General features: G+C 56.6%; 22 protein-coding genes. 17 read left to right on the forward strand and 5 right to left on the reverse strand.

Annotation, left to right across the window (positions count from 1 at the left end; all coding sequences use genetic code 11):
• Positions 1-25 precede the first annotated feature (25 nt).
• The 9 genes from ccmA to ACOOFE_RS00565 all read left to right on the forward strand — a co-directional run bounded on the left by ccmA (position 26) and on the right by ACOOFE_RS00565 (position 6,660).
• A complete protein-coding gene (ccmA, locus tag ACOOFE_RS00525) occupies positions 26-766 on the forward strand; it encodes a heme ABC exporter ATP-binding protein CcmA (RefSeq protein WP_420413179.1) in 741 nt (246 codons plus the stop codon).
• The gene (gene ccmB / locus ACOOFE_RS00530; RefSeq protein ID WP_141184619.1) at positions 763-1,434 is read left to right on the forward strand and encodes a heme exporter protein CcmB; all 672 of its coding nucleotides are present in this window, start codon (positions 763-765) and stop codon (positions 1,432-1,434) included. The genes ccmA and ccmB overlap by 4 nt, the downstream gene beginning before the upstream one ends.
• 137 nt (positions 1,435-1,571) lie before the next feature.
• Positions 1,572-2,336 (forward strand): heme ABC transporter permease, encoded by a 765-nt coding sequence (locus tag ACOOFE_RS00535; protein WP_420413180.1) that lies wholly within the window; start codon positions 1,572-1,574, stop codon positions 2,334-2,336.
• A 4-nt stretch (positions 2,337-2,340) separates the two neighbouring features.
• Positions 2,341-2,523 (forward strand): heme exporter protein CcmD, encoded by a 183-nt coding sequence (gene ccmD / locus ACOOFE_RS00540; protein ID WP_420413181.1) that lies wholly within the window; start codon positions 2,341-2,343, stop codon positions 2,521-2,523.
• Positions 2,520-3,125 carry a DsbE family thiol:disulfide interchange protein gene (locus tag ACOOFE_RS00545; protein ID WP_420413182.1) on the forward strand — a complete coding sequence of 202 codons (606 nt, stop codon included), beginning with the start codon at positions 2,520-2,522 and terminating at the stop codon, positions 3,123-3,125. The genes ccmD and ACOOFE_RS00545 overlap by 4 nt, the downstream gene beginning before the upstream one ends.
• Positions 3,126-3,269: 144 nt before the next feature.
• Complete coding sequence (locus tag ACOOFE_RS00550) at positions 3,270-4,043, forward strand: DUF1223 domain-containing protein (RefSeq protein WP_420413183.1); 774 nt, start codon at positions 3,270-3,272, stop codon at positions 4,041-4,043.
• A gap of 131 nt (positions 4,044-4,174) precedes the next feature.
• On the forward strand, positions 4,175-5,068 hold the full coding sequence (locus ACOOFE_RS00555) for a cation diffusion facilitator family transporter (RefSeq protein WP_420413184.1): 894 nt from the start codon (positions 4,175-4,177) through the stop codon (positions 5,066-5,068).
• 81 nt (positions 5,069-5,149) lie between these two features.
• A complete protein-coding gene (locus tag ACOOFE_RS00560) occupies positions 5,150-5,977 on the forward strand; it encodes an ABC transporter permease subunit (protein ID WP_420413185.1) in 828 nt (275 codons plus the stop codon).
• Positions 5,978-5,991: 14 nt separating this feature from the next.
• Positions 5,992-6,660, forward strand: a complete 669-nt coding sequence (locus ACOOFE_RS00565; RefSeq protein ID WP_420413186.1) for an HAD family hydrolase — start codon at positions 5,992-5,994, stop codon at positions 6,658-6,660.
• Positions 6,661-6,675: 15 nt separating this feature from the next.
• Here the strand turns inward: ACOOFE_RS00565 and ACOOFE_RS00570 are convergent, their stop codons facing one another.
• From ACOOFE_RS00570 to ACOOFE_RS00580, 3 genes are all read right to left on the reverse strand, one after another.
• Positions 6,676-8,307 carry an AMP-binding protein gene (locus tag ACOOFE_RS00570; RefSeq protein ID WP_420413187.1) on the reverse strand — a complete coding sequence of 544 codons (1,632 nt, stop codon included), beginning with the start codon at positions 8,305-8,307 and terminating at the stop codon, positions 6,676-6,678.
• A gap of 84 nt (positions 8,308-8,391) precedes the next feature.
• Complete coding sequence (xerD, locus tag ACOOFE_RS00575; protein WP_420413188.1) at positions 8,392-9,312, reverse strand: site-specific tyrosine recombinase XerD; 921 nt, start codon at positions 9,310-9,312, stop codon at positions 8,392-8,394.
• The gene (locus ACOOFE_RS00580; RefSeq protein ID WP_420413189.1) at positions 9,312-9,455 is read right to left on the reverse strand and encodes a hypothetical protein; all 144 of its coding nucleotides are present in this window, start codon (positions 9,453-9,455) and stop codon (positions 9,312-9,314) included. The genes xerD and ACOOFE_RS00580 overlap by 1 nt, the downstream gene beginning before the upstream one ends.
• Before the next feature lie 165 nt (positions 9,456-9,620).
• Between ACOOFE_RS00580 and ACOOFE_RS00585 the strand changes: the two genes are divergently transcribed.
• The 3 genes from ACOOFE_RS00585 to ACOOFE_RS00595 are packed head-to-tail and all read left to right on the forward strand — an operon-like array spanning position 9,621 to position 12,716.
• Positions 9,621-10,229 carry a shikimate kinase gene (locus ACOOFE_RS00585; protein ID WP_420415652.1) on the forward strand — a complete coding sequence of 203 codons (609 nt, stop codon included), beginning with the start codon at positions 9,621-9,623 and terminating at the stop codon, positions 10,227-10,229.
• A 31-nt stretch (positions 10,230-10,260) separates the two neighbouring features.
• Positions 10,261-11,406: a 3-dehydroquinate synthase gene (aroB, locus tag ACOOFE_RS00590; RefSeq protein WP_420413190.1), complete on the forward strand. Its 1,146-nt coding sequence runs from the start codon at positions 10,261-10,263 to the stop codon at positions 11,404-11,406.
• A complete protein-coding gene (locus ACOOFE_RS00595; RefSeq protein WP_420413191.1) occupies positions 11,406-12,716 on the forward strand; it encodes an HlyC/CorC family transporter in 1,311 nt (436 codons plus the stop codon). The genes aroB and ACOOFE_RS00595 overlap by 1 nt, the downstream gene beginning before the upstream one ends.
• A 41-nt stretch (positions 12,717-12,757) precedes the next feature.
• Here ACOOFE_RS00595 and ACOOFE_RS00600 read toward each other — a convergent pair whose 3' ends face one another.
• Entirely contained in the window at positions 12,758-13,009 is a 252-nt protein-coding gene (locus ACOOFE_RS00600) for a BolA family protein (RefSeq protein ID WP_420413192.1), read from the reverse strand.
• 186 nt (positions 13,010-13,195) lie between these two features.
• Here ACOOFE_RS00600 and ACOOFE_RS00605 point away from each other — a divergent pair, with 186 nt between their 5' ends.
• The 5 genes from ACOOFE_RS00605 (at position 13,196) to ACOOFE_RS00625 (ending at position 18,361) form a co-directional block, all read left to right on the forward strand.
• On the forward strand, positions 13,196-13,795 hold the full coding sequence (locus ACOOFE_RS00605; RefSeq protein ID WP_141184634.1) for a J domain-containing protein: 600 nt from the start codon (positions 13,196-13,198) through the stop codon (positions 13,793-13,795).
• Between the two features lie 65 nt (positions 13,796-13,860).
• Entirely contained in the window at positions 13,861-14,847 is a 987-nt protein-coding gene (gene cobS, locus ACOOFE_RS00610; RefSeq protein WP_141184635.1) for a cobaltochelatase subunit CobS, read from the forward strand.
• 7 nt (positions 14,848-14,854) lie between these two features.
• The gene (cobT, locus tag ACOOFE_RS00615) at positions 14,855-16,771 is read left to right on the forward strand and encodes a cobaltochelatase subunit CobT (protein WP_420413193.1); all 1,917 of its coding nucleotides are present in this window, start codon (positions 14,855-14,857) and stop codon (positions 16,769-16,771) included.
• An 18-nt stretch (positions 16,772-16,789) separates the two neighbouring features.
• The gene (locus ACOOFE_RS00620) at positions 16,790-17,818 is read left to right on the forward strand and encodes an esterase-like activity of phytase family protein (RefSeq protein ID WP_420413194.1); all 1,029 of its coding nucleotides are present in this window, start codon (positions 16,790-16,792) and stop codon (positions 17,816-17,818) included.
• A gap of 72 nt (positions 17,819-17,890) precedes the next feature.
• On the forward strand, positions 17,891-18,361 hold the full coding sequence (locus tag ACOOFE_RS00625) for a GNAT family N-acetyltransferase (protein ID WP_420413195.1): 471 nt from the start codon (positions 17,891-17,893) through the stop codon (positions 18,359-18,361).
• A gap of 54 nt (positions 18,362-18,415) precedes the next feature.
• Here ACOOFE_RS00625 and ACOOFE_RS00630 read toward each other — a convergent pair whose 3' ends face one another.
• Positions 18,416-19,102, reverse strand: a complete 687-nt coding sequence (locus tag ACOOFE_RS00630; RefSeq protein WP_420413196.1) for a queuosine precursor transporter — start codon at positions 19,100-19,102, stop codon at positions 18,416-18,418.
• Between the last annotated feature and the right edge of the window lie 5 nt (positions 19,103-19,107).

Raw genomic sequence — 19,107 nt, forward strand, 5'->3', positions numbered from 1 at the left:
AAATTGCATTCGAATTGGCGACAGCTTGACGTGCTGGCTTGCCATATCCCACAAGAAGGCACTAACAAGGCGGACAAACTGGACAAGCCGCCGGAGCCGTGCCCTGACCTTAGTTGCTGAAAACCTGACCATCGACCGCGGCGGGCGCCGGGTGTTTGAAAATCTTTCATTTTCGCTGGATCAAGGAACCGCCCTTGTGGTGACCGGCGCCAACGGCATCGGCAAATCGTCTCTGCTGCGCACGCTTGCCGGGCTTGTTCCGTTGGCTAGTGGGGCGATCCGGTTGACTGGAGGCGACAATGACAAGCCCGCACACGAGCACGCGCATTATTTCGGCCACCAGGATGCAGTGAAACCCGCTCTGTCTGTTCTGGAGAACTTGGAATTCTGGCAGAGTTATACCGCGCCTGCGTTTGTCAGCGGGTTTGACGCAGATCTGAAAAAGCCCATTCAGGCGCTGGAGTTCCTTGGAATTGGTCACACGGCCCATCTGCCGGCTGCTTATTTGTCTGCCGGTCAAAAGCGGCGTTTGTCTCTGTCCCGGCTGTTGGTCACCCCCCGGCCGATCTGGTTGATGGATGAACCCACATCCGCACTCGACAACAAGTCGGAACAACAGCTTCTGGATCTTATGAACGGGCATCTGGCTTCAGGCGGACAGATCGTGACTGCTACTCATACCAAATTGGCCCTTGCCAAAACTCAGGTGCTGCATCTGGAAGCCGCCAAGCTGACCGAGCAGACCTTTGAGGAGACCCTGACATGAGCGGATGGGCAACGGAACTGTTTCAGCGGGACTTGCGTCTTTCCGTCCGGGTTGGCGGCAGCGCCCTTGTTGGGGTTTTGTTTTTTCTCGCTGTAGTGACTGTCATTCCTTTTGGTGTTGGCCCGGACCTTAACCTCTTGGCGCGGATCGGGCCGGCAATTCTCTGGATTGGCGCCTTGCTGGCGACACTTCTCGGATTGGACCGGCTGTTTCAAGCGGATCGGGATGACGGTACGCTCGATCTCATGCTGATGGCCGGGCGCCCGCTGGAGATGGTTGTCCTGATCAAGTGCCTCGCCCATTGGGTGGCCACCGGCCTGCCGCTGGTTGTTGCGGCGCCATTGCTTGGCATCTTTTTGAACCTGGACCCGGTTTCCATGGCGGCGGTCACCGCAACGCTTTTGGTCGGAACACCGGCCTTGACGCTGATCGGCGCTATTGGGGCTTCGCTGACCGTCTCGATGCGCCGCGGCGGATTGCTGCTGGCTGTGCTGGTGGTGCCGCTCGCCATTCCGGTGCTGATCTTTGGGGTCAGCTCTGCTGATGCTGCGATCCATGATCCAGTGCCGTTTCTGACACCATTCTTGATCTTGTGCGCCCTGTCGCTGATCGCGGCGGTGATTGGGCCGATTGCATCAGCAACGGCTCTGCGATTCGCTTCCGATTGAGGGGCGCCTCATAGAAACGAAACCAACGTATCTCATATTTGTGATGGCGTGGTCTTTCTGCGACTTGACCAAACGCAATGCGTATTGTGACGCGCTTGTGCATTGAAGCAGGCACGTCACTAGATTAGAACGGTTCCATGGCTTTCTGGGATTACGCAAACCCGACGCGCTTTTTGAGACTGGTGCAGATCGTACTGCCCTGGCTCATCGGTCTGTGCGTCCTGTTCTTCGCCGCTGGGCTCTACATGAGTTTCTACATGGCGCCCGAGGACTATCAGCAAGGTGACACCGTACGGATCATGTACATTCATGTTCCGGCCGCCTGGCTTTGCATGATGTGTTATACGGTGATGTCGATTTCATCGATTGGCACTTTGGTCTGGAAACATCCGCTGGCGGATGTGTCGGCCAAGAGCGCTGCTCCGATCGGTGCGGCTTTCACCTTCATGGCTCTGGTGACAGGGTCCCTCTGGGGCAAGCCCATGTGGGGCACCTATTGGGTCTGGGACGCCCGGCTGACGTCGGTGCTGGTTCTGCTCATTATGTATCTGGGTCTGATGACCCTGTGGCGGACCATGGATGATCCGATCAAGGCCGGAAAAGCAGCTGCGGTTCTAACCCTGGTGGGCGCCTTGAACCTGCCGGTGATCAAATTCTCCGTTGATTGGTGGAACACACTTCATCAGCCGGCGAGTGTCGTTCGCATGGATGGTCCGACCATTCACCCTGACATTCTTTGGCCGTTGCTGGTGATGGCGACCGCTTTCACGCTGCTGTTCTTCGTCATTCACTTTATGGCGATGCGCAATGAAATCCTGCGCCGGCGCGTGCGTGCCATGCGGATGCGCGCCGCCAGCGCAACACATCCAGGCCCCGCCGGGGCCGCGCAACCTGCGGAGTGACGTTATGGATCTTGGACCACACGCCGGATTTATCATCGCCTCCTACGGTCTATGCCTGTTGACGGTGGTGGCACTAATTGCTTGGGTGCGCATTGACAAAGCCGCCCAGGAAAAAGCGCTCAAGGATCTTGCAGATCAAGGAATTACCCGAGCACGTCCGGAACACGGGAGCACTTTGTCCTCATGAGTTCCATGGAAAATGAAACAAGCACGGCTCCGAAAAAACGCGGGTTTCCGGTTCTTGTGCTCTTGCCGCTGATCGTTTTTGTCAGCCTCGCATTCCTGTTTTTGTTTCAGCTTCTGATGGGCGGGGACCCGAGCAAGATCCCGTCTGCCTTGATCAACAAACCGGCCCCGGAATTCGCGCTGCCGCACTTGGAAGACCTGTCAAAGGACGGTGTGCAAATGCCGGGGTTCTCCCGGGATGATCTGATCGGCCAGGTGTCTGTGGTCAATATCTTTTCCTCCTGGTGCGGTCCGTGCCGCCAGGAACATCCGCTGCTTGAAGATCTGGCCAAATTGGACGGCTTTCAGCTGATCGGCATCAATTATAAGGACAAGCCGGAAAACGCCCGCCGGTTCCTCGGCAGCCTTGGCAATCCGTATGACCGGATCGGTGTCGACAACACCGGACGTGCGGCCATTGACTGGGGTGTTTACGGCGTGCCGGAAACCTTCATCGTCGATAAGACCGGCACCATCCGTTACAAGTTCATCGGTCCGCTGGATCCGACAAACTACGAGACGGGATTTTTGCCTGAGCTTCGGAAGATTATCGCTGAGGGCTAATTTTCCGAAGAATAATCACCGGAATACGGGCTTTATTCACAAACACGCGAAAACAGCGGAAATCTGCCAGTATCACCGGCACGTGACTCGCGATTTACAAGGCTCCCGACTATTTTGATTGAAACAGTTACGGGACATCAGTCAATGGCGGGCAGCTACACCCGGGTGGCAACACAGGCTATCCGAGCGGGTATTTTTGTAATCTGCGGGATAATTTCTACTGGCGCATTTGTTGATGATGCGACGGCAGAACCGCGGAAGGTGATAGAACTCTTTACCAGTCAGGGATGCTCTTCCTGCCCACCTGCAGATCGGCTCGCTGAACAGCTCGTCAAAGAAGACGACAGCGTGCTCACCTTGTTGATGCCTGTGGACTACTGGGACTATCTCGGTTGGAAGGATACACTTGCAAGTCCGGTTCATTCCCAACGCCAGCGGGCCTATGCGCAAAGACGCGGAGACCGGTCTGTTTATACGCCGCAAATGGTCATCAACGGTGAAGAGCATGTGGTTGGCAGCCGGGAAAGCCATGTGCGCGCAGCACTTGATCGAGCGGCCCCGCTGTCCACAGACGTCTCTCTAAAAATATCCGATATGGCCGTGGAAGCGCGGGTTGGTGGTGCGCTGCCAAAAGGCGCCAAAATGGCAACGGTCTATTTTCTGCGGGTTCGGGATGAAGCCACGGTCGAGATTGGCCGGGGTGAAAACGCTGGCCGTGAGATCAAATACGTCAACGTGGTTCGTGACCTCGTCCCGATGGGCATGTGGTCCGGTGGAGACGAAACCTTCCGCATGGCGAAGTCGAAACTGAACCTGTCAGACGATGCCAGGTGCATCATTCTTGTTCAGGTGGAAGGCAATGATGGCCCGGGCCGGATCATCGGTGCGGCTGCCATGGATTGGAAAAAGGGTTTTTAGAACCATTTGCCGTTTCTCGGCGAGGCTTTTCCTTTGAAATCCCGGTTTGCCGGTTGCCTTGACAGCAAAACCTGCTACCCCTTGCAGCGCTCTGCACACCATCAGGCCGCCATGGCCTTAGGGGGGTCTTAATGGCGGATGGTTTCCGGCTCCGGATTGCCTTTTTCAGCATTGTTATCGGTATCATTGTTCTTGGCCTGAAGTTCGGCGCCTATTGGTTGACCGGGTCGGTTGCGCTCTATTCCGACGCTCTTGAAACCATCGTCAACATAGCGTCTTCGGTCGCGGCCCTTGCTGCCATCTGGTTTGCCTCAAAACCTGCAGACAGTAACCATCCTTATGGCCACGACAAGGCAGAGTATTTTGCCGCCGTTTTGGTGGGGGTGATGATTGTTCTGGCTGCACTTTCGATTTTCCGTGCTGCCTGGCTGGGGTTTGTTCAAGGTGAGAGCCCGGATTTTTCCTTGCCCGGCATCGGTATGAACGTGCTGGCCGCTGCCATCAATGGCTTGTGGGCCGCCTATCTTGTCCGATTTGGCCGCAAGGCTCGCTCACCAGCGCTTGTCGCCGATGGTAAACACCTCTTCACCGATGTCATCAGTTCGCTGGGTGTGTTGGTTGGTGTCGTTCTGGTCCTCTTGACCGGCTGGAATGTTCTCGACTCGGTGCTCGCGGTTTTGGTCGGCCTGACAGTGTTGTGGTCTGGCTGGGGCTTGGTCAAGGAATCGGTCGGCGGCCTGATGGATGAAGCCGCGTCTGCCGATGTTCTTGATAAAATCCGGGCTCAGATCTCGGAGCAGGGCGAAGGCGCGCTGGAAGCGCATGACCTTCGAACCCGCATTGCCGGAAGAACGACCTTCATCGATTTTCATCTTGTCGTGCCGGGAACGATGACGGTTGAGTCGGCCCATTCCATTTGTGACCGGATCGAAGAAGCGATCAGCGAAGATGTGCCTGGCGCCCGCATCACCATTCATGTTGAACCTGAGCACAAAGCCAAACATTCCGGCATTGTTGTGCTTTAGAGCATGTTGGACCAAATTGCTTTCAATTGAACCGCGAATAGGTCTAGGTTCGGCGCTTCGGAAAATTTGGATGTCCCATTGATGCTTTCCTGGCAGCGTTTGCGCGCTCAATTCGTTGATCATTTTGTTCTGATTAGTGGCGCGCTTTTCATGAGCCTGCCCGTCTATGCGCTTTTTGCTGCGACCACGCATGCGCCGGGTACACGGGTGATGCCACGCCTGGATCTTGGCTCCCATGTTTTGGACAACTACGGCGCATTTTTAACCGCGAGCTCCGGATTTTCAGGCGATATCACAGCCATTGGCATGTTATGGAATTCCTTTGTGTTCGGGGTCGGTTTTGCCGCCTTGAAAACACTTGTTTCGCTTCTAGCGGCCTTTGCGCTTTTGTATTTCCGCGTCCGGTTTGCGTCAGTCATTTTCTGGCTGTTGCTGCTGACCTTGATGCTGCCATTGGAATCCCGCTTTCTGGCCACCTATTCCGTAGCCGCGGAGCTTGGCCTGGTGAATACGCGGGCCGGCCTGATTCTGCCGCTGGCAGCCTCTGGTCTCGGAACGTTGTTCTTCCGCCAGTTTTTGATGACTGTGCCGGATACGCTTCAAGAATCGGCCCGGATGGACGGTGCCGGCCCGTTGAAATTCCTGGCCGATATTCTCCTGCCCCTCTGTCTGCCGACAGCATCTGCCCTATTTCTGGTTTTGTTCGTGACTGGATGGAACCAATATCTGTGGCCCGTCATGATCACCTCCGAAGAGGCGTCTTATACTGTCGTGCGGGGCATGCAGTTCTTCGGCAGCACAAGCCTTTATGGCGTGACGTTGGCGGTTGTTGCGGTTCTGCCGCCGGCTGCTCTTGTCATCTTGTTTCAAAGACAAGTGGTTAAAGGTCTCTTTGACGGCTCACACTGACAAAATGGAAACCCATGATATTTGAGGCAATTCTGTTCGACTGCGACGGCGTTCTGGTCGATTCTGAAAAAATCTATGTTGAGGTGGAACGGGAACATCTCGCGCGTATCGGCCTGAACTACAGTCTCGATGAGTATATGGGCCGGTTTCAAGGATTGGCTGGAGCCGATTTCTTCGCAACTTTGGACGCCGACCACCGGGCGCTTGGCAAGGGCCCCCTGCCGGAGACGTTTGGTCCTGAGCTGGACGCGGCAACCATGGAACGGATCGACAGGGAACTGGACGAAATTGCGGGTATCAAATCCCTGCTTGATGCCCACAACAGTCCGCGCGCAGTGGCGTCTTCGTCACGCCTTCAGCGGTTGATCCACAAATTGAAGCACACAGGGCTCCATGACTATTTCGCGCCGCATATCTATTCCGGCGAGCAGGTCGCCAATGGCAAACCCGCGCCGGATCTGTTTCTGTTTGCGGCCAGCAAATTAGCTGTTACCCCAGAACGTTGCCTGGTGATTGAAGACAGTGCCAATGGCATTAAGGCAGGCCTGGCTGCGGGTATGACGGTATGGGGCTTTGTCGGGGGTGGCCATTCCCACGATGGCCATGCCGACAGTCTGCATCAAGCCGGAGCTCACCGTGTCGTCGACAGCCACGATAGCCTTTCCACGCTTTTGGCGGCCTAAAAAGAGGCGCCTGTTTTAGGCGCTCTCGTCCCGTGCCTGATTGCGCAGAATGCGGCGGATAATCTTGCCGGTGGTAGTCATCGGCAGGGCATCGACGAACGCGATCTCACGAGGATATTCGTGGGCGGACAGGCGCTGGCGCACAAAGGTGCGGATGTTGTCTTCAAGTCCGGCGTCTGCCGTTTCTTCTGATTTCAAAACCACATAGGCCTTGACGATTTCTGTGCGTAAAGGGTCCGGTTTGCCGACCACGGCTGCCAGAGCGACGGCCGGATGTTTGATCAGGCAATCTTCGATTTCTCCTGGACCGATCCGGTAACTGGCCGAAGTAATGATGTCGTCATCCCGGCCGACAAAATGCACGTAACCGTCCTCGTCCATCACGCCTTGGTCGCCAGTGATCATCCAGTCGCCGATGAATTTTTCTTTGGTGGCGTCCGGCTTATTCCAATACTCCAGAAACATTACCGGATCCGGCCGTTTGATCGCAATCTGGCCGAGGGTTTCGGCTGGAACGGGCTCTCCGGCTTCATCGATAATCGCAACTTCGTGACCGGGTGTCGCCTTGCCGATGGCGCCGGAGCGGGACACATCAAGCGCGGCGCAGGATCCGAGCACGGCGTTACATTCGGTCTGGCCATAGAATTCGTTGACCTGGAAGCCGAATTCTTCTGAAAACCAATCGTAGGTTTCCTTGCCAAGGGATTCTCCAGCGGAACCGACACTGCGCCATTTCAGGTCAAACCGGCTGGCCGGCCGATCGACGGCACGCAGCATTCTGAGCGCTGTTGGCGGAATGAATGCATTCCGGATCTGCTGTTTTTCAAGCAGGCGAAACGCAAATTCCGGATCGAATTTCCGCGTAGCGTGACAGACGACCGGGACACCAAGTTTAAGCGCTGGGAATAGGGCGTTCAGAAGACCTCCCGCCCAGGCCCAATCGGCGGGCGTCCACAGAAGGTCGCCTGGCTGGCCGAGAAAATTCTGCGAGAGCTCAATGCCTGGCATGTGACCGAGAAGAACCCGGTGGCCGTGCAACACGCCCTTGGGTTGGCCTGTGGTGCCGGACGTATAAATCATCAGGGCCGGATCATCCGGGGTGGTTGCCAAAGTCTGGAATTGATCGGATGCCTGTTCCAGGAGGTTGTGAAAACCTTCGACGTCGGCCTCAGGGCCGTCGACGGAGACGATCAAATCAAGGTTCGGAACGTTGTCCCGGATTTGGCTGAGTTTGGTGAGACCTGCTGTATCGGTCACCAAAGCCTTGGCGCCGGAATCCGACAGCCGGTAGCTCAGTGCTTCCAATCCGAAGAGCGCGGCAAGCGGCACTGCAATGGCGCCGATCTTGTAGGCCGCCAGGTGGGCGATCGCCGTTTGCGGAACCTGCGGTAACAACAGCGCCACACGATAGCCGCGTTTGATCCCCTTTGCTAGAAGTGCGTTCGCAAAACGGTTGGCCGCGCGGTTCAGCGCTTGGTGGCTCCAGTCTTCCGTGGTTCCGTTTTCGAGAACGTGCCGGATAGCCAATTGGTCCGGAGATACCGCCGCCCAATGATCGCTGGCAACTGCCGCCATATTGTAAGTAGCAGGCAGTGGCCACTTAAACTCGGTTTTCAGCGATGCGTAGGTGCTTGCGGGTTGCAGCATGATTGTCAGGTCCGGTGCGAAAAATTTAGGCAGCGGAGTTTAGAAGCAGCATTGCTGCGGCGCAACAGAGGAATAACAGTCTGATTAACGGGCCAAAGGATGGGCGCTTTCGACCAATTCCCGCAAGCGTTCATCGAGCACATGGGTATAGATCTGTGTCGTGGAAATGTCCGCATGCCCAAGCAGTTGTTGCACGACCCGGAGATCGGCACCGTTCTGCAGAAGGTGCGAGGCGAAGGCGTGACGCAACACGTGCGGTGAGACTTTTGCTGCGTCCAATCCCGCCGCAATCGCCAGATCCTTGAGTTCCCGAGCAAAATGCTGACGGGTCAAATGCCCGCTGCCACCATGGGAGGGAAACAGCCAAGGGCTGGTCTCATAGGCGCCTTCTGCCGCGCGCAGGCCGACGTAGTCTTTCATGGCCGCTTGGGCCGCATGCGATAGAGGTACCAGCCGCTCCTTGCCGCCCTTCCCCTTGATTTCAATCAGGCGGGCATCTCGCAATGCGGCGGTGACCGGCAGGGCCACCAGTTCGGATACCCGGAGGCCAGTGGCGTAGAGCACTTCGATGAGCGTGTACATCCGCTGGGCGCGCAAGCGCGCGGCGGTTGATGTGTGTGCATTGCCGGTTTGCTGGCGCGCGGTTTCGATCAACTGGTCGACATCTTCCATCGACAGGACTTTAGGCAAGCTGCCGCGCTTTTTGGGGGCTGACAGGGTTCGTGTTGGATCGTCCTCCCGGCTGCCTTCGGAATATAGAAACTTATAGAATTGCTTTAGAGCCGATAGCCGCCGCGCTTGGGAGCTTTCTGCAAAACCGCGCCGGTTCAAATCGCTCATGTAGCCGGAGATGTGATCCGAATTGGCATCTGAAAGTTTCGTCTGGCCGAGAAAACCAGAAAAATCTTCAAGATCCCGCCGGTAACCGGCGAGTGTGTTTTCAGCGGCTCCGCGTTCGGCGGCCAGCATCTCCAGGAAATTTTCCAGATCGAACCCGGTAGCCATCAGCGGCCGAACCCATCCTTTTTCACACGCACTGTGATTTCCCGCTCCCTCGGCTCCACAAAGGTCGCAAGCGCATAGAGCGTGCCATAGCCGATCGCACCCAAAATTATCAGCGCAAGCAAGAGGCGGGTAATTGTCGGCACAAGGGTCTCCAAATGGGCGAATCACACGCCTGGAATGGTTCCCCAAGCGCGGACGTGTTGCAAGTAAGGAGCTTGCGGGAAATTCTGATGTTTCCGCTCCGTCCCCCGTGCCTTTTTTTACGAATATGCTAAAACGCGGCCATGAAGAAACATGACAACATGCAGATGCCGGAAAAAGGCGCTGATGCGGGGAGTGCTGACGCTGTCGATCTGGAGCATTTGGTCTCGGCCCTCGGGACACGCTCGATCGTTCTTGTCGGCATTATGGGATGCGGTAAATCGACCGTAGGCAAGCGTCTTGCTTCCAGGCTCGGCCTGGAGTTCGTCGATGCGGACAGCGAGATCGAACGGGCGGCCAATATGACGGTTTCCGAGATTTTCGCTGAACATGGCGAGCCCTATTTCCGCAGCGGCGAGGAGCGGGTGATCGCCCGGCTTCTTCAGGAAGGGCCGCAGGTTCTGGCAACCGGTGGCGGTGCCTTCATGAGCGAAACGACCCGGGATGAGATCAACGCGAATGGCTTGTCGATCTGGCTGAAGGTGGATTTCGAGACGGTGATGGCGCGGGTGCGCCGGCGCTCAACCCGGCCGCTGTTACGCAATCCGGATCCAGAAGGCACCATGCGCAAGCTGATGGCCGACCGGGAGCCGGTTTATGCCAAGGCCAAGCTCACCGTGACTTCCAAGGATGTGCCGCATGAGGCCGTCGTGGATGAAATTGTTTTGACCCTTGCGGATCATCTGTTTGGACCCGGTCAATCCAACGTGTCCTGAAGACAGCCCAAAGAAAGTGGAAGTGAGATTTATGGCAAGCTTGGATGCTGCGGAAAACACCGAAAAACCAGCTTCAGAAACCGTTCGGGTCGATCTTGGAACGCGCAGTTATGACATCCGCATCGGCCGGAACGTGCTGGAAAAGGCTGGCGAAGAAATTGCTGCAGTTTTGCCGGGTGCGCGCGTCGCGGTTGTCGTGGACGAAAATGTCGCCAAGTTGCACCTTGGGACTTTTGAAGACAGTCTGGACCGGGCTGGAGTTCACTGCACAGCGATTACGGTTCCGCCAGGAGAGTCGACTAAGTGTTTCCGTGAATTCGAACGTTTGTGCGATGAAATTCTCAATGCACGGCTAGAGCGCAACGACGTGGTGGTTGCGCTTGGCGGCGGTGTGATCGGTGATCTAACCGGTTTTGCAGCGTCCGCCGTGCGCCGGGGCATGGCCTTTATTCAAGTGCCGACCTCGTTGCTGGCGCAGGTGGACAGCTCGGTCGGTGGGAAAACCGGGATCAATTCGCGTCATGGCAAGAACCTGATTGGCGCGTTCTACCAGCCGGCGCTTGTTCTGGCTGATACCGCGATCCTAGATACACTGCCTCCGCGCGATTTCCGGGCCGGCTATGCAGAGGTCGCCAAATACGGATTGCTCGGCGATGCGGCGTTTTTCGCCTGGCTGGAGGAAAACTGGCAGGGCATCTTTGATGGCGGGCCGGAGCGGGATGAGGCGGTTGCCCGATCTTGTCAGGCAAAAGCTGATGTTGTGGCAGCTGACGAATTGGAAGGTGGCCGCCGGGCTCTGCTCAATCTCGGTCATACCTTCGGACATGCGCTGGAAGGAGCTGTGTCCTATGAAACCGAACGCCTGGTTCATGGCGAAGGGGTTTCCATTGGCATGATGCTGGCTCATGAGTTTTCCGAAAAACTCGGACTGATTGGTCCGGAAACTGTTGCGCGTGTCGAAAAGCACCTGACTGATGTGGGTTTGCCAATCAGGATCACCGATATTCCGGGCCAATTGCCGAATGTCGATGTGTTTATGGATCTGATTGCCCAGGACAAGAAGGTGAGTCGGGGGGCGTTGACCCTTATTTTGACCAAAGGCATCGGTGAAGCCTTTGTCGAAAAGGGTGTTGATCCCTATCTGGTGTCAGAGTTCTTGAAGGACAAATTGGACTGATGACCGAAACTGCGCTCTGGCTGGCAATCGCCGCGATCTTTCTACTTCTGTTTTTGTCGGGCTTTTTTTCCGGATCGGAAACGGCTCTGACCGCAGCTTCGCGTGCCCGGGTGCACCAGCTTGAAAAAAGCGGCGATTGGCGCGCGCGCCTTGCAAGCCGGTTGATCGCCTCGCGTGAACGGCTGATTGGCGCGCTTCTGCTCGGCAACAATCTGGTCAACATCCTAGCCTCGGCCTTGGCAACCAGTGTGTTCCTGAGCCTGTTTGGCGAAGCCGGTGTTGCCATCGCCACCTTGGTCATGACAGCCCTTGTGCTTATCTTTGCGGAGGTCCTGCCGAAAACATGGGCGATCTCCAATCCGGAGCGCTTTGCGCTGGCTGTTTCCCCGATCGTGCGGTTTGTCGTTGCCATTTTCAGCCCGGTTGTCGCCGGTGTTGAATGGATTGTCCGGCACTTGCTGAAGTTGGTCGGCGTGAACATCGGAGACGGTGCCCTGATTCTGTCAGCGCATGATGAGCTGCGTGGAGCCGTTGATCTTCAGCACATGGAAGGCGGCCTTGAAAAAGGTGAGCGCGACCGCCTCGGCGGTCTGCTTGATCTTGCCGATCTGGAAGTCTCCGACGTCATGGTTCACCGCACCAATATGGTGGCCCTCAACGCCGACGAAGAGCCGGAAAAACTGGTGGAAGCCGCGCTTGCTTCACCCTATACGCGCTTGCCGTTGTGGCGCGGAGAAAGCGACAACTTTGTCGGGGTTCTTCATGCCAAAGATTTGCTTCGCGCGCTTAATTCTGCGCGTGGCGATTCTTCTAAGATCAATATTCTGGATATTGCGGCGCCGGCCTGGTTCGTACCTGACACCACCAGCCTCCAGGACCAGCTCAATGCGTTCTTGCGCCATAAATCCCACTTTGCACTGGTCGTGGATGAGTATGGCGAAGTGATGGGTTTGGTGACCCTGGAAGATATCTTGGAAGAAATCGTCGGTGAGATCGCCGATGAACACGATGTCGAACTGGAAGGCTTGCGCCCACAGGCCGACGGTTCCGTGATCGTCGATGGCTCCGTGCCGATCCGCGATCTCAACCGCGCGGCCGACTGGAGCCTGCCGGATGATGAGGCAACGACGATTGCGGGCCTTGTGATCCATGAAGCCCGGATGATCCCCGAAGAACGTCAGATCTTCACCTTCCACGGCTTCCGCTTCACGGTGCTGCGCCGGGAGAAAAACCGGATTACACGGCTGCGCATCATGCCGCTCGGGCAAATGCGTCCGTCCGGTGCAGCCATGCAATCAGTTGCGACATAGTCACGGATTGAAGTCGGAACCGATGCGGTTTTCGAGCAAACTTATGTTCGGACTTCAATCGCCAACGCGTGAACGGTGCTGGCAAGCTCGTCCGCCAAAACTTCGTTGATCGCCCGGTGCTGGTTGACCCGGCTCAAATCCTGCAATTTATCGGCGGCGATTTGCACACGAAAGTGGGTTTCGCCGCCTTCGCGCCAGCCGCCATGGCCACGGTGATTTTCTGATTCGTCGATGACATTCAGAAAACTAGGGGCAAATGCGGCTGTCAGCTTGTTTGTAATGGTCTGTTGCATAGTCATTCCGGGACTGTGGAGATGTGCAATTCAAAGTTCAAGTCTATGCGCGCACGGTTCGGACTGATATTGTGTCTGGCTGTTTGATCTCCGGAGCTTAGATTCGCGTCACAAAGGTTCTGGACTTCTCCAAATTACAACCGCCTAAGGCTTGTCCGCAGGCTTCAAGATCTCATAATCGGCCGTATGAAACTGGATTCAAAAATTTTCGACAGTATCCGCGTCAAACCTGGCAAGGAGAAAAAGGAGCGGATGCAGGAAGACCGCCACCCGGTGTGTGAACATCCGGGTTGCAATCGGCCAGGTGTGCACAAGGCACCAAAAGGGCGGGATCGCGAAGGGCAGTATTTCCGGTTCTGCGTCGATCATGTGCGCGAATACAATAAGACATACAATTACTTCACGGGTATGCAGGATGATGACGTCCGCAGCTACCAGAAGGACAGTCTGACAGGCCACCGACCGACCTGGAAAATGGGGGTCAACAAGCAGGCCGCTGAGGGGCCGGACGGGTTTGACGCTAGGGCATCGATGCGCGGCAATGCGCAACGCCGGAACGAACAAGTGCGACGGCCGCGGCAAAGAAAGCTTTTGACGCTTGAAAAACGGTCGCTTGATGTGCTCAATCTGCCGTATACAGCGGGTGGCGATGAGATCAAAGCGCGCTATAAAGAGCTCGTGAAATTGAACCACCCGGATGCCAATGGCGGAGACCGCTCTTCTGAGGACCGTCTACGGGAAATCATTCAGGCCTATAATGTCCTGAAGAAGGCCGGATTTCTTTAAGCTTACAGGGCCCTGCAAGCTTTTTCCAAATGACCCATCCCGGACAACGGGATTGCGGAGGACTGATGACTGAGACGACGACCGCGGCAATGGCGATGCCGGACACTGAAATTTCCGTTGAAGAAGTATTTGGCTTCAAGTCGGACCTGAAAGTACCGGCCTTTTCTACGCCGTCAGAGCATGTGCCTGAGCCGGATCCTGATTATTTGTTCGACCGGGCAACGACCCTGGCGATCCTGGCTGGCTTTGCTCACAATCGCCGTGTGATGGTCACCGGCTATCACGGTACCGGTAAATCGACCCACATTGAGCAGGTCGCATCCCGCCTCAATTGGCCGTGTATCCGTGTCAACCTCGACAGCCACATCTCCCGTATCGACCTTGTCGGTAAGGACGCCATCGTTTTGAAGGATGGTCAGCAGGTCACCGAGTTCAAGGACGGCATTCTGCCTTGGGCGTACCAGCACAATGTCGCGCTGGTGTTCGACGAATACGATGCTGGCCGTCCGGACGTGATGTTCGTGATCCAGCGGATCCTGGAATCTTCCGGCCGCTTGACGCTGCTTGATCAGAGCCGGGTTATCCGCCCGCACGCCGCCTTCCGCCTGTTTGCGACGGCCAACACAGTTGGTCTCGGCGATACGTCTGGCCTTTACCACGGCACACAGCAGATCAACCAGGCACAGATGGACCGCTGGTCGATCGTCACCACGCTGAACTATCTGCCGCATGACAATGAAGTCGATATTGTTTTGTCGAAGGCCAAACACTTCCAGACGGACGAAGGCCGGAACACCGTTTCCAAGATGGTCCGCCTGGCCGACATGACCCGGAATGCGTTCATCAACGGAGATCTCTCCACCGTGATGAGTCCGCGGACCGTGATCACCTGGGCTGAAAACTCGGAAATCTTCGGCGACGTCGGCTTTGCCTTCCGCCTGACCTTCCTGAACAAATGTGATGATATGGAACAGTCCCTTGTGGCTGAGTTCTATCAGCGCTGCTTCGGTGAAGATCTGCCGGAATCCGCCGTCAACGTCGTAATGAGCTGAGGACCCTATGGCGCCACGGCCAGGTAGCAATTCTCTTCCGGGCAACAAGCCCGCCCCGACCACGGAGCCTCTAAAGCAATCCGTTGCCGGAACCATGCGGGCAATTTCCGGGGAAGCGGAGCTGGAGGTCATTTTCTCTGGCGACCGGCCAGGCCTGTCCGGCCTGTCGGCCCGCTTGCCTGAACCGTCCCGTAAACTGAGTGCCCATGAAGTGGCGGTCACGCGCGGGTTGTCGGATGCAATGGCGCTGAAAATTGCCTGTCACGACAAGGCTGTTCACGCCAAAAACATGCCGCAGGGTCCGGACGCCCGGGCCATTTTTGAGACTGTAGAGCAGGCGCGCTGTGAGGCGGTTGGGGCCCGGCGTATGCAAGGGGTTGCTGACAATCTGGCCGTCATGCTGGACGACAAGTTCCGCAAGGCCGGTGCACCGGATATTGCCAGCCGGGAAGAAGCGCCGCTTCAAGACGCGCTCTCGCTGATTGTCCGCGAACGCCTGACCGGTGCAAAACCACCGGCCAGCGCGACCAAGCTTGTCGATCAATGGCGGGACTGGGTGGAAGAAAAGGCCGGCGCTGAGCTGGATAGCCTCGAAGCTGAGGTGGAAGATCAGAACAGCTTTGCCTCCCGCTTACGCGATGTGTTGAAGTCGCTCGATATGGCCGATGAACTCGGCGATCACGACGATGACATGGATCCCGAGCAGAACGAGGATCAGGGCAACAACGACGAAGCCGAAACCGGCGAAGACACCGAAGACGACAGCGGTGAGCAGGAAGCGGCTCCACAGGAAATGGAACTGTCTGGCGAAGAGCAGGACAGTGGCGAAACGGAAGCCTCTGAAGCTGATTTCGACGAGCTGGTCGATCAGGACATGGCCGAAGATTCCGAAGAAGCTGGCGAAAGCGAGCGACAGGATCATCCGTTCTCCAACAGGCCGCCGGAATCCGATTACCGGGTATTCACCACACAGTTCGATGAGACGATTACCGCCGAGGAGCTGTGCGATACGGCTGAGCTCGATCGTTTGCGGGGTTTCCTCGATAAGCAGCTGACGCATTTGCAAGGGGCCGTGGCCCGGCTTGCCAACCGTCTGCAACGCAAACTGATGGCCCAGCAGAACCGGGCCTGGGATTTCGATCTTGAAGAAGGTCTTCTGGATACCGCGCGCCTGACACGGGCTGTGACCGATCCGATGGCGCCTCTGGCCTTCAAACAGGAGCGGGACACAAACTTCCGGGACACCGTCGTCACGCTTCTTCTGGACAACTCCGGCTCCATGCGCGGCCGCCCGATCACGGTGGCGGCCACCTGTGCCGACATTCTTGCGCGGACGCTGGAACGGTGTGGCGTGAAAGTCGAAATTCTCGGCTTTACCACAAAGGCTTGGAAAGGCGGTCAATCGCGGGAAAGCTGGATCGGGGCAGGCAAGCCGCCGACACCGGGCCGTTTGAACGACCTGCGCCACATTATCTATAAGTCTGCAGATGCTCCTTGGCGTCGTGCCCGCCGCAATCTGGGCCTGATGATGCGTGAGGGCCTCTTGAAGGAAAACATCGACGGCGAAGCCTTGTTGTGGGCGCATGACCGGTTGATGGCCCGGCCCGAACAGCGCCGGATCCTGATGATGATTTCCGATGGTGCGCCGGTTGACGACACCACTTTGTCTGTCAATCCGGGCAATTACCTGGAGCGGCATCTGCGCTACGTGATCGAAGATATCGAGACCCGGTCACCGGTCGAACTGATTGCGATCGGTATCGGCCATGATGTCACGCGCTATTATCGGCGGGCTGTGACCATCGTCGATGCGGAAGAGCTGGCTGGTGCGATGACCGATCAGCTCGCCGACCTTTTTGATGATGAGGTTCAACAGGCCGCTCAGCATGGCCGGGGGCGCCGGCGCCGGGCCGGTCAACGGTAGGTTGGCTGCGGGAACGTGATGGCTAGTTTGCCTATTCATTTGAGAACCGTTGCAGCATTTTTGGCCGCAACGGTTTTTTTCATAACTACACCGGTTTTAGCTCTCGAATTCTTGACGGATGGAGAGCCGGTCAAGGTCAGAACACGGCCGATCGAGACATTTCATATCGGTCATCCGGACCGGGAGTTTGGTGCGCTTACATTCTTAGGCGGATTTGAAATCCTGGCGTCTGACCGCAAGACCGGCGGACTATCTGGTGTCATCAGTCTGAATGGCGGCAATGAGCTGCTGGCGGTCACCGACAATGGCCATTGGGTTGCAGCCACTGTTGAGCAGACGGACACCGGAGCGCCAAAAGGACTATCCGATCTTCGCTTTGCCCCGCTTCTAGGGGCAGATGGCAAGACACTTCGCGCGCGCTGGGGGCATGATACCGAGGCGCTGACCTTGGCGCCATCCGGGCTCTATGTGTCTGCGGAGCGCAATCATGCGATTTATCACTACGCTTGGCCCTTGCTGTCGGGTAAGGCAAAAATGCTGGGGCAAGTGGCCGTGCCACGCGATCTGGGATCTCTGCCGCGCAACACCGGGATCGAAGCCTTGGCGGTCGGCCCGTCAGGCAGTGCTCTCGAGGGAAAACTGATTGCCATCAGCGAGACTTCGCCCAGCGATGCCCATGATCTGTCCGGTTTTATCTTGGGTCCTGAAAAGACGGCTCGTTTTTCCGTAAAGCGGCATGACCGGTTCGACGTCACCGATGCGGCCTTCTTGCCAAACGGTGATCTGCTCTTGATGGAGCGCCGGTTCAACATGAAGGATCTGATCGGCCTGCGCCTGCGCCGCATTGAAGGTTCGGCCATAAAACCGGGCGCAGTGCTGGATGGTGAGTATCTTCTGGATGCTGATTTCAATTACCAGATCGACAACATGGAAGCGCTCGCCGTCCATCAGAATGCGGCTGGAGACACAATTCTGACCTTGCTATCGGACGACAACAGATCGTTGTTGCAGAGGACCTTGCTTCTGCGTTTTCGCTTGAGCAGGTAAAATATCCAACGAAGTGGCGTTGGTGGGCTTGAGATACTATCTTAGGTTTAATCAGCCTGGGGTAACACTATCATGCAACCAAGCATCATCAGAACCAAAGACAGGCCAGAACTGGCGCAGATCACTGCCGAATGGCGATGGAATGCGTTTATGCAAGGTAGCATCTACACACGCGCGGACGCTGTGGACTTTGATGTTCAAAGTGCAAGCAGTGAAGATCTCATACCGACAGTTTTGGTGCTGCTGGAAGAGCAAACGCCTGCTGGGATGGTCACCCTTTGTTTGAATGACGTTGAACACAGGCCGGACCTTAATCCTTGGCTGGCCGGATTGTATGTGGAGCCGGAATTCCGGGGAAAAGGATATGGATCCCGTCTCGTCGAGGAACTGGAGGCTCTGGCCCGAAGCGCGGGAGAAAACCGGCTCTACCTTTATACGCCAAACGCTGAAGGGTTTTACATGAAGGCCGGGTGGGAAACGTTTGAGACCTTTGAAGAGCAGAAACGGTTGAATTCCATAATGCGGAAGGATTTAAATCCTTGAACAAAAAAGGCGCCGGAGCGGCGCCTTGATATTATTTCTCAGAGATTTGAGCCTTTACGCAGTCGAGCCGTTCGGCTGGGGCTGAAACAGGCTCAGAACGATCCGGTACGGCGCCAGCAGCGCAACAGCGACCAGCATTTTCACCAGGAAATCACCAACTGCGAGTGAGATCCACAGTGGAACCTGAATGGCGTCTGCGACACCAAGGAACGGCACTGGGAACGCCAGCGAGCCGTCGTCCATACCGAAACTGAAATCGACGAAGGCAAAGGCCGCCGCAAAGGCGATGCCGAAGAACAGCAACGTGTCGATCATGGAGCCGATCAGCGAAGACGCAATCGGTGCTTTCCACCAAGTCAATTGGCGCAGGCGGTCAAAGATCGTCACATCCAGAAGCTGAGCCACCAGGAAAGCGGTGCCGGAGGCAACCAGAATCCGCGGCGTCGTAAAGGCTTCATCCAGCGTCCAGAACACCATCGGAACCGCAATAGCAAGCACAAAGCCGGTCAAAACGACTTTGCGCGCCGCCGAGGGTCCAAAGCGCCGGTTGGTCAAATCGGTCACCAAGAAGGCGATCGGATAGGTGAACGCGCCCCAGGTTAAAAGGTCGGCCAGATTAATCCCGCCGAGCACATACTCGACCGGAAACTGGACGAGAAAGTTCGAGGCCACAACGACAATCGCCATCGCGAAGACCGCGATGGCGAGATCGGCCACGGAGAAACTCCGGGTATTTTCCATTTTTG

The sequence above is a fragment of the Roseibium sp. genome, from assembly GCF_965216085.1.
Lineage (GTDB): Bacteria > Pseudomonadota > Alphaproteobacteria > Rhizobiales > Stappiaceae > Roseibium.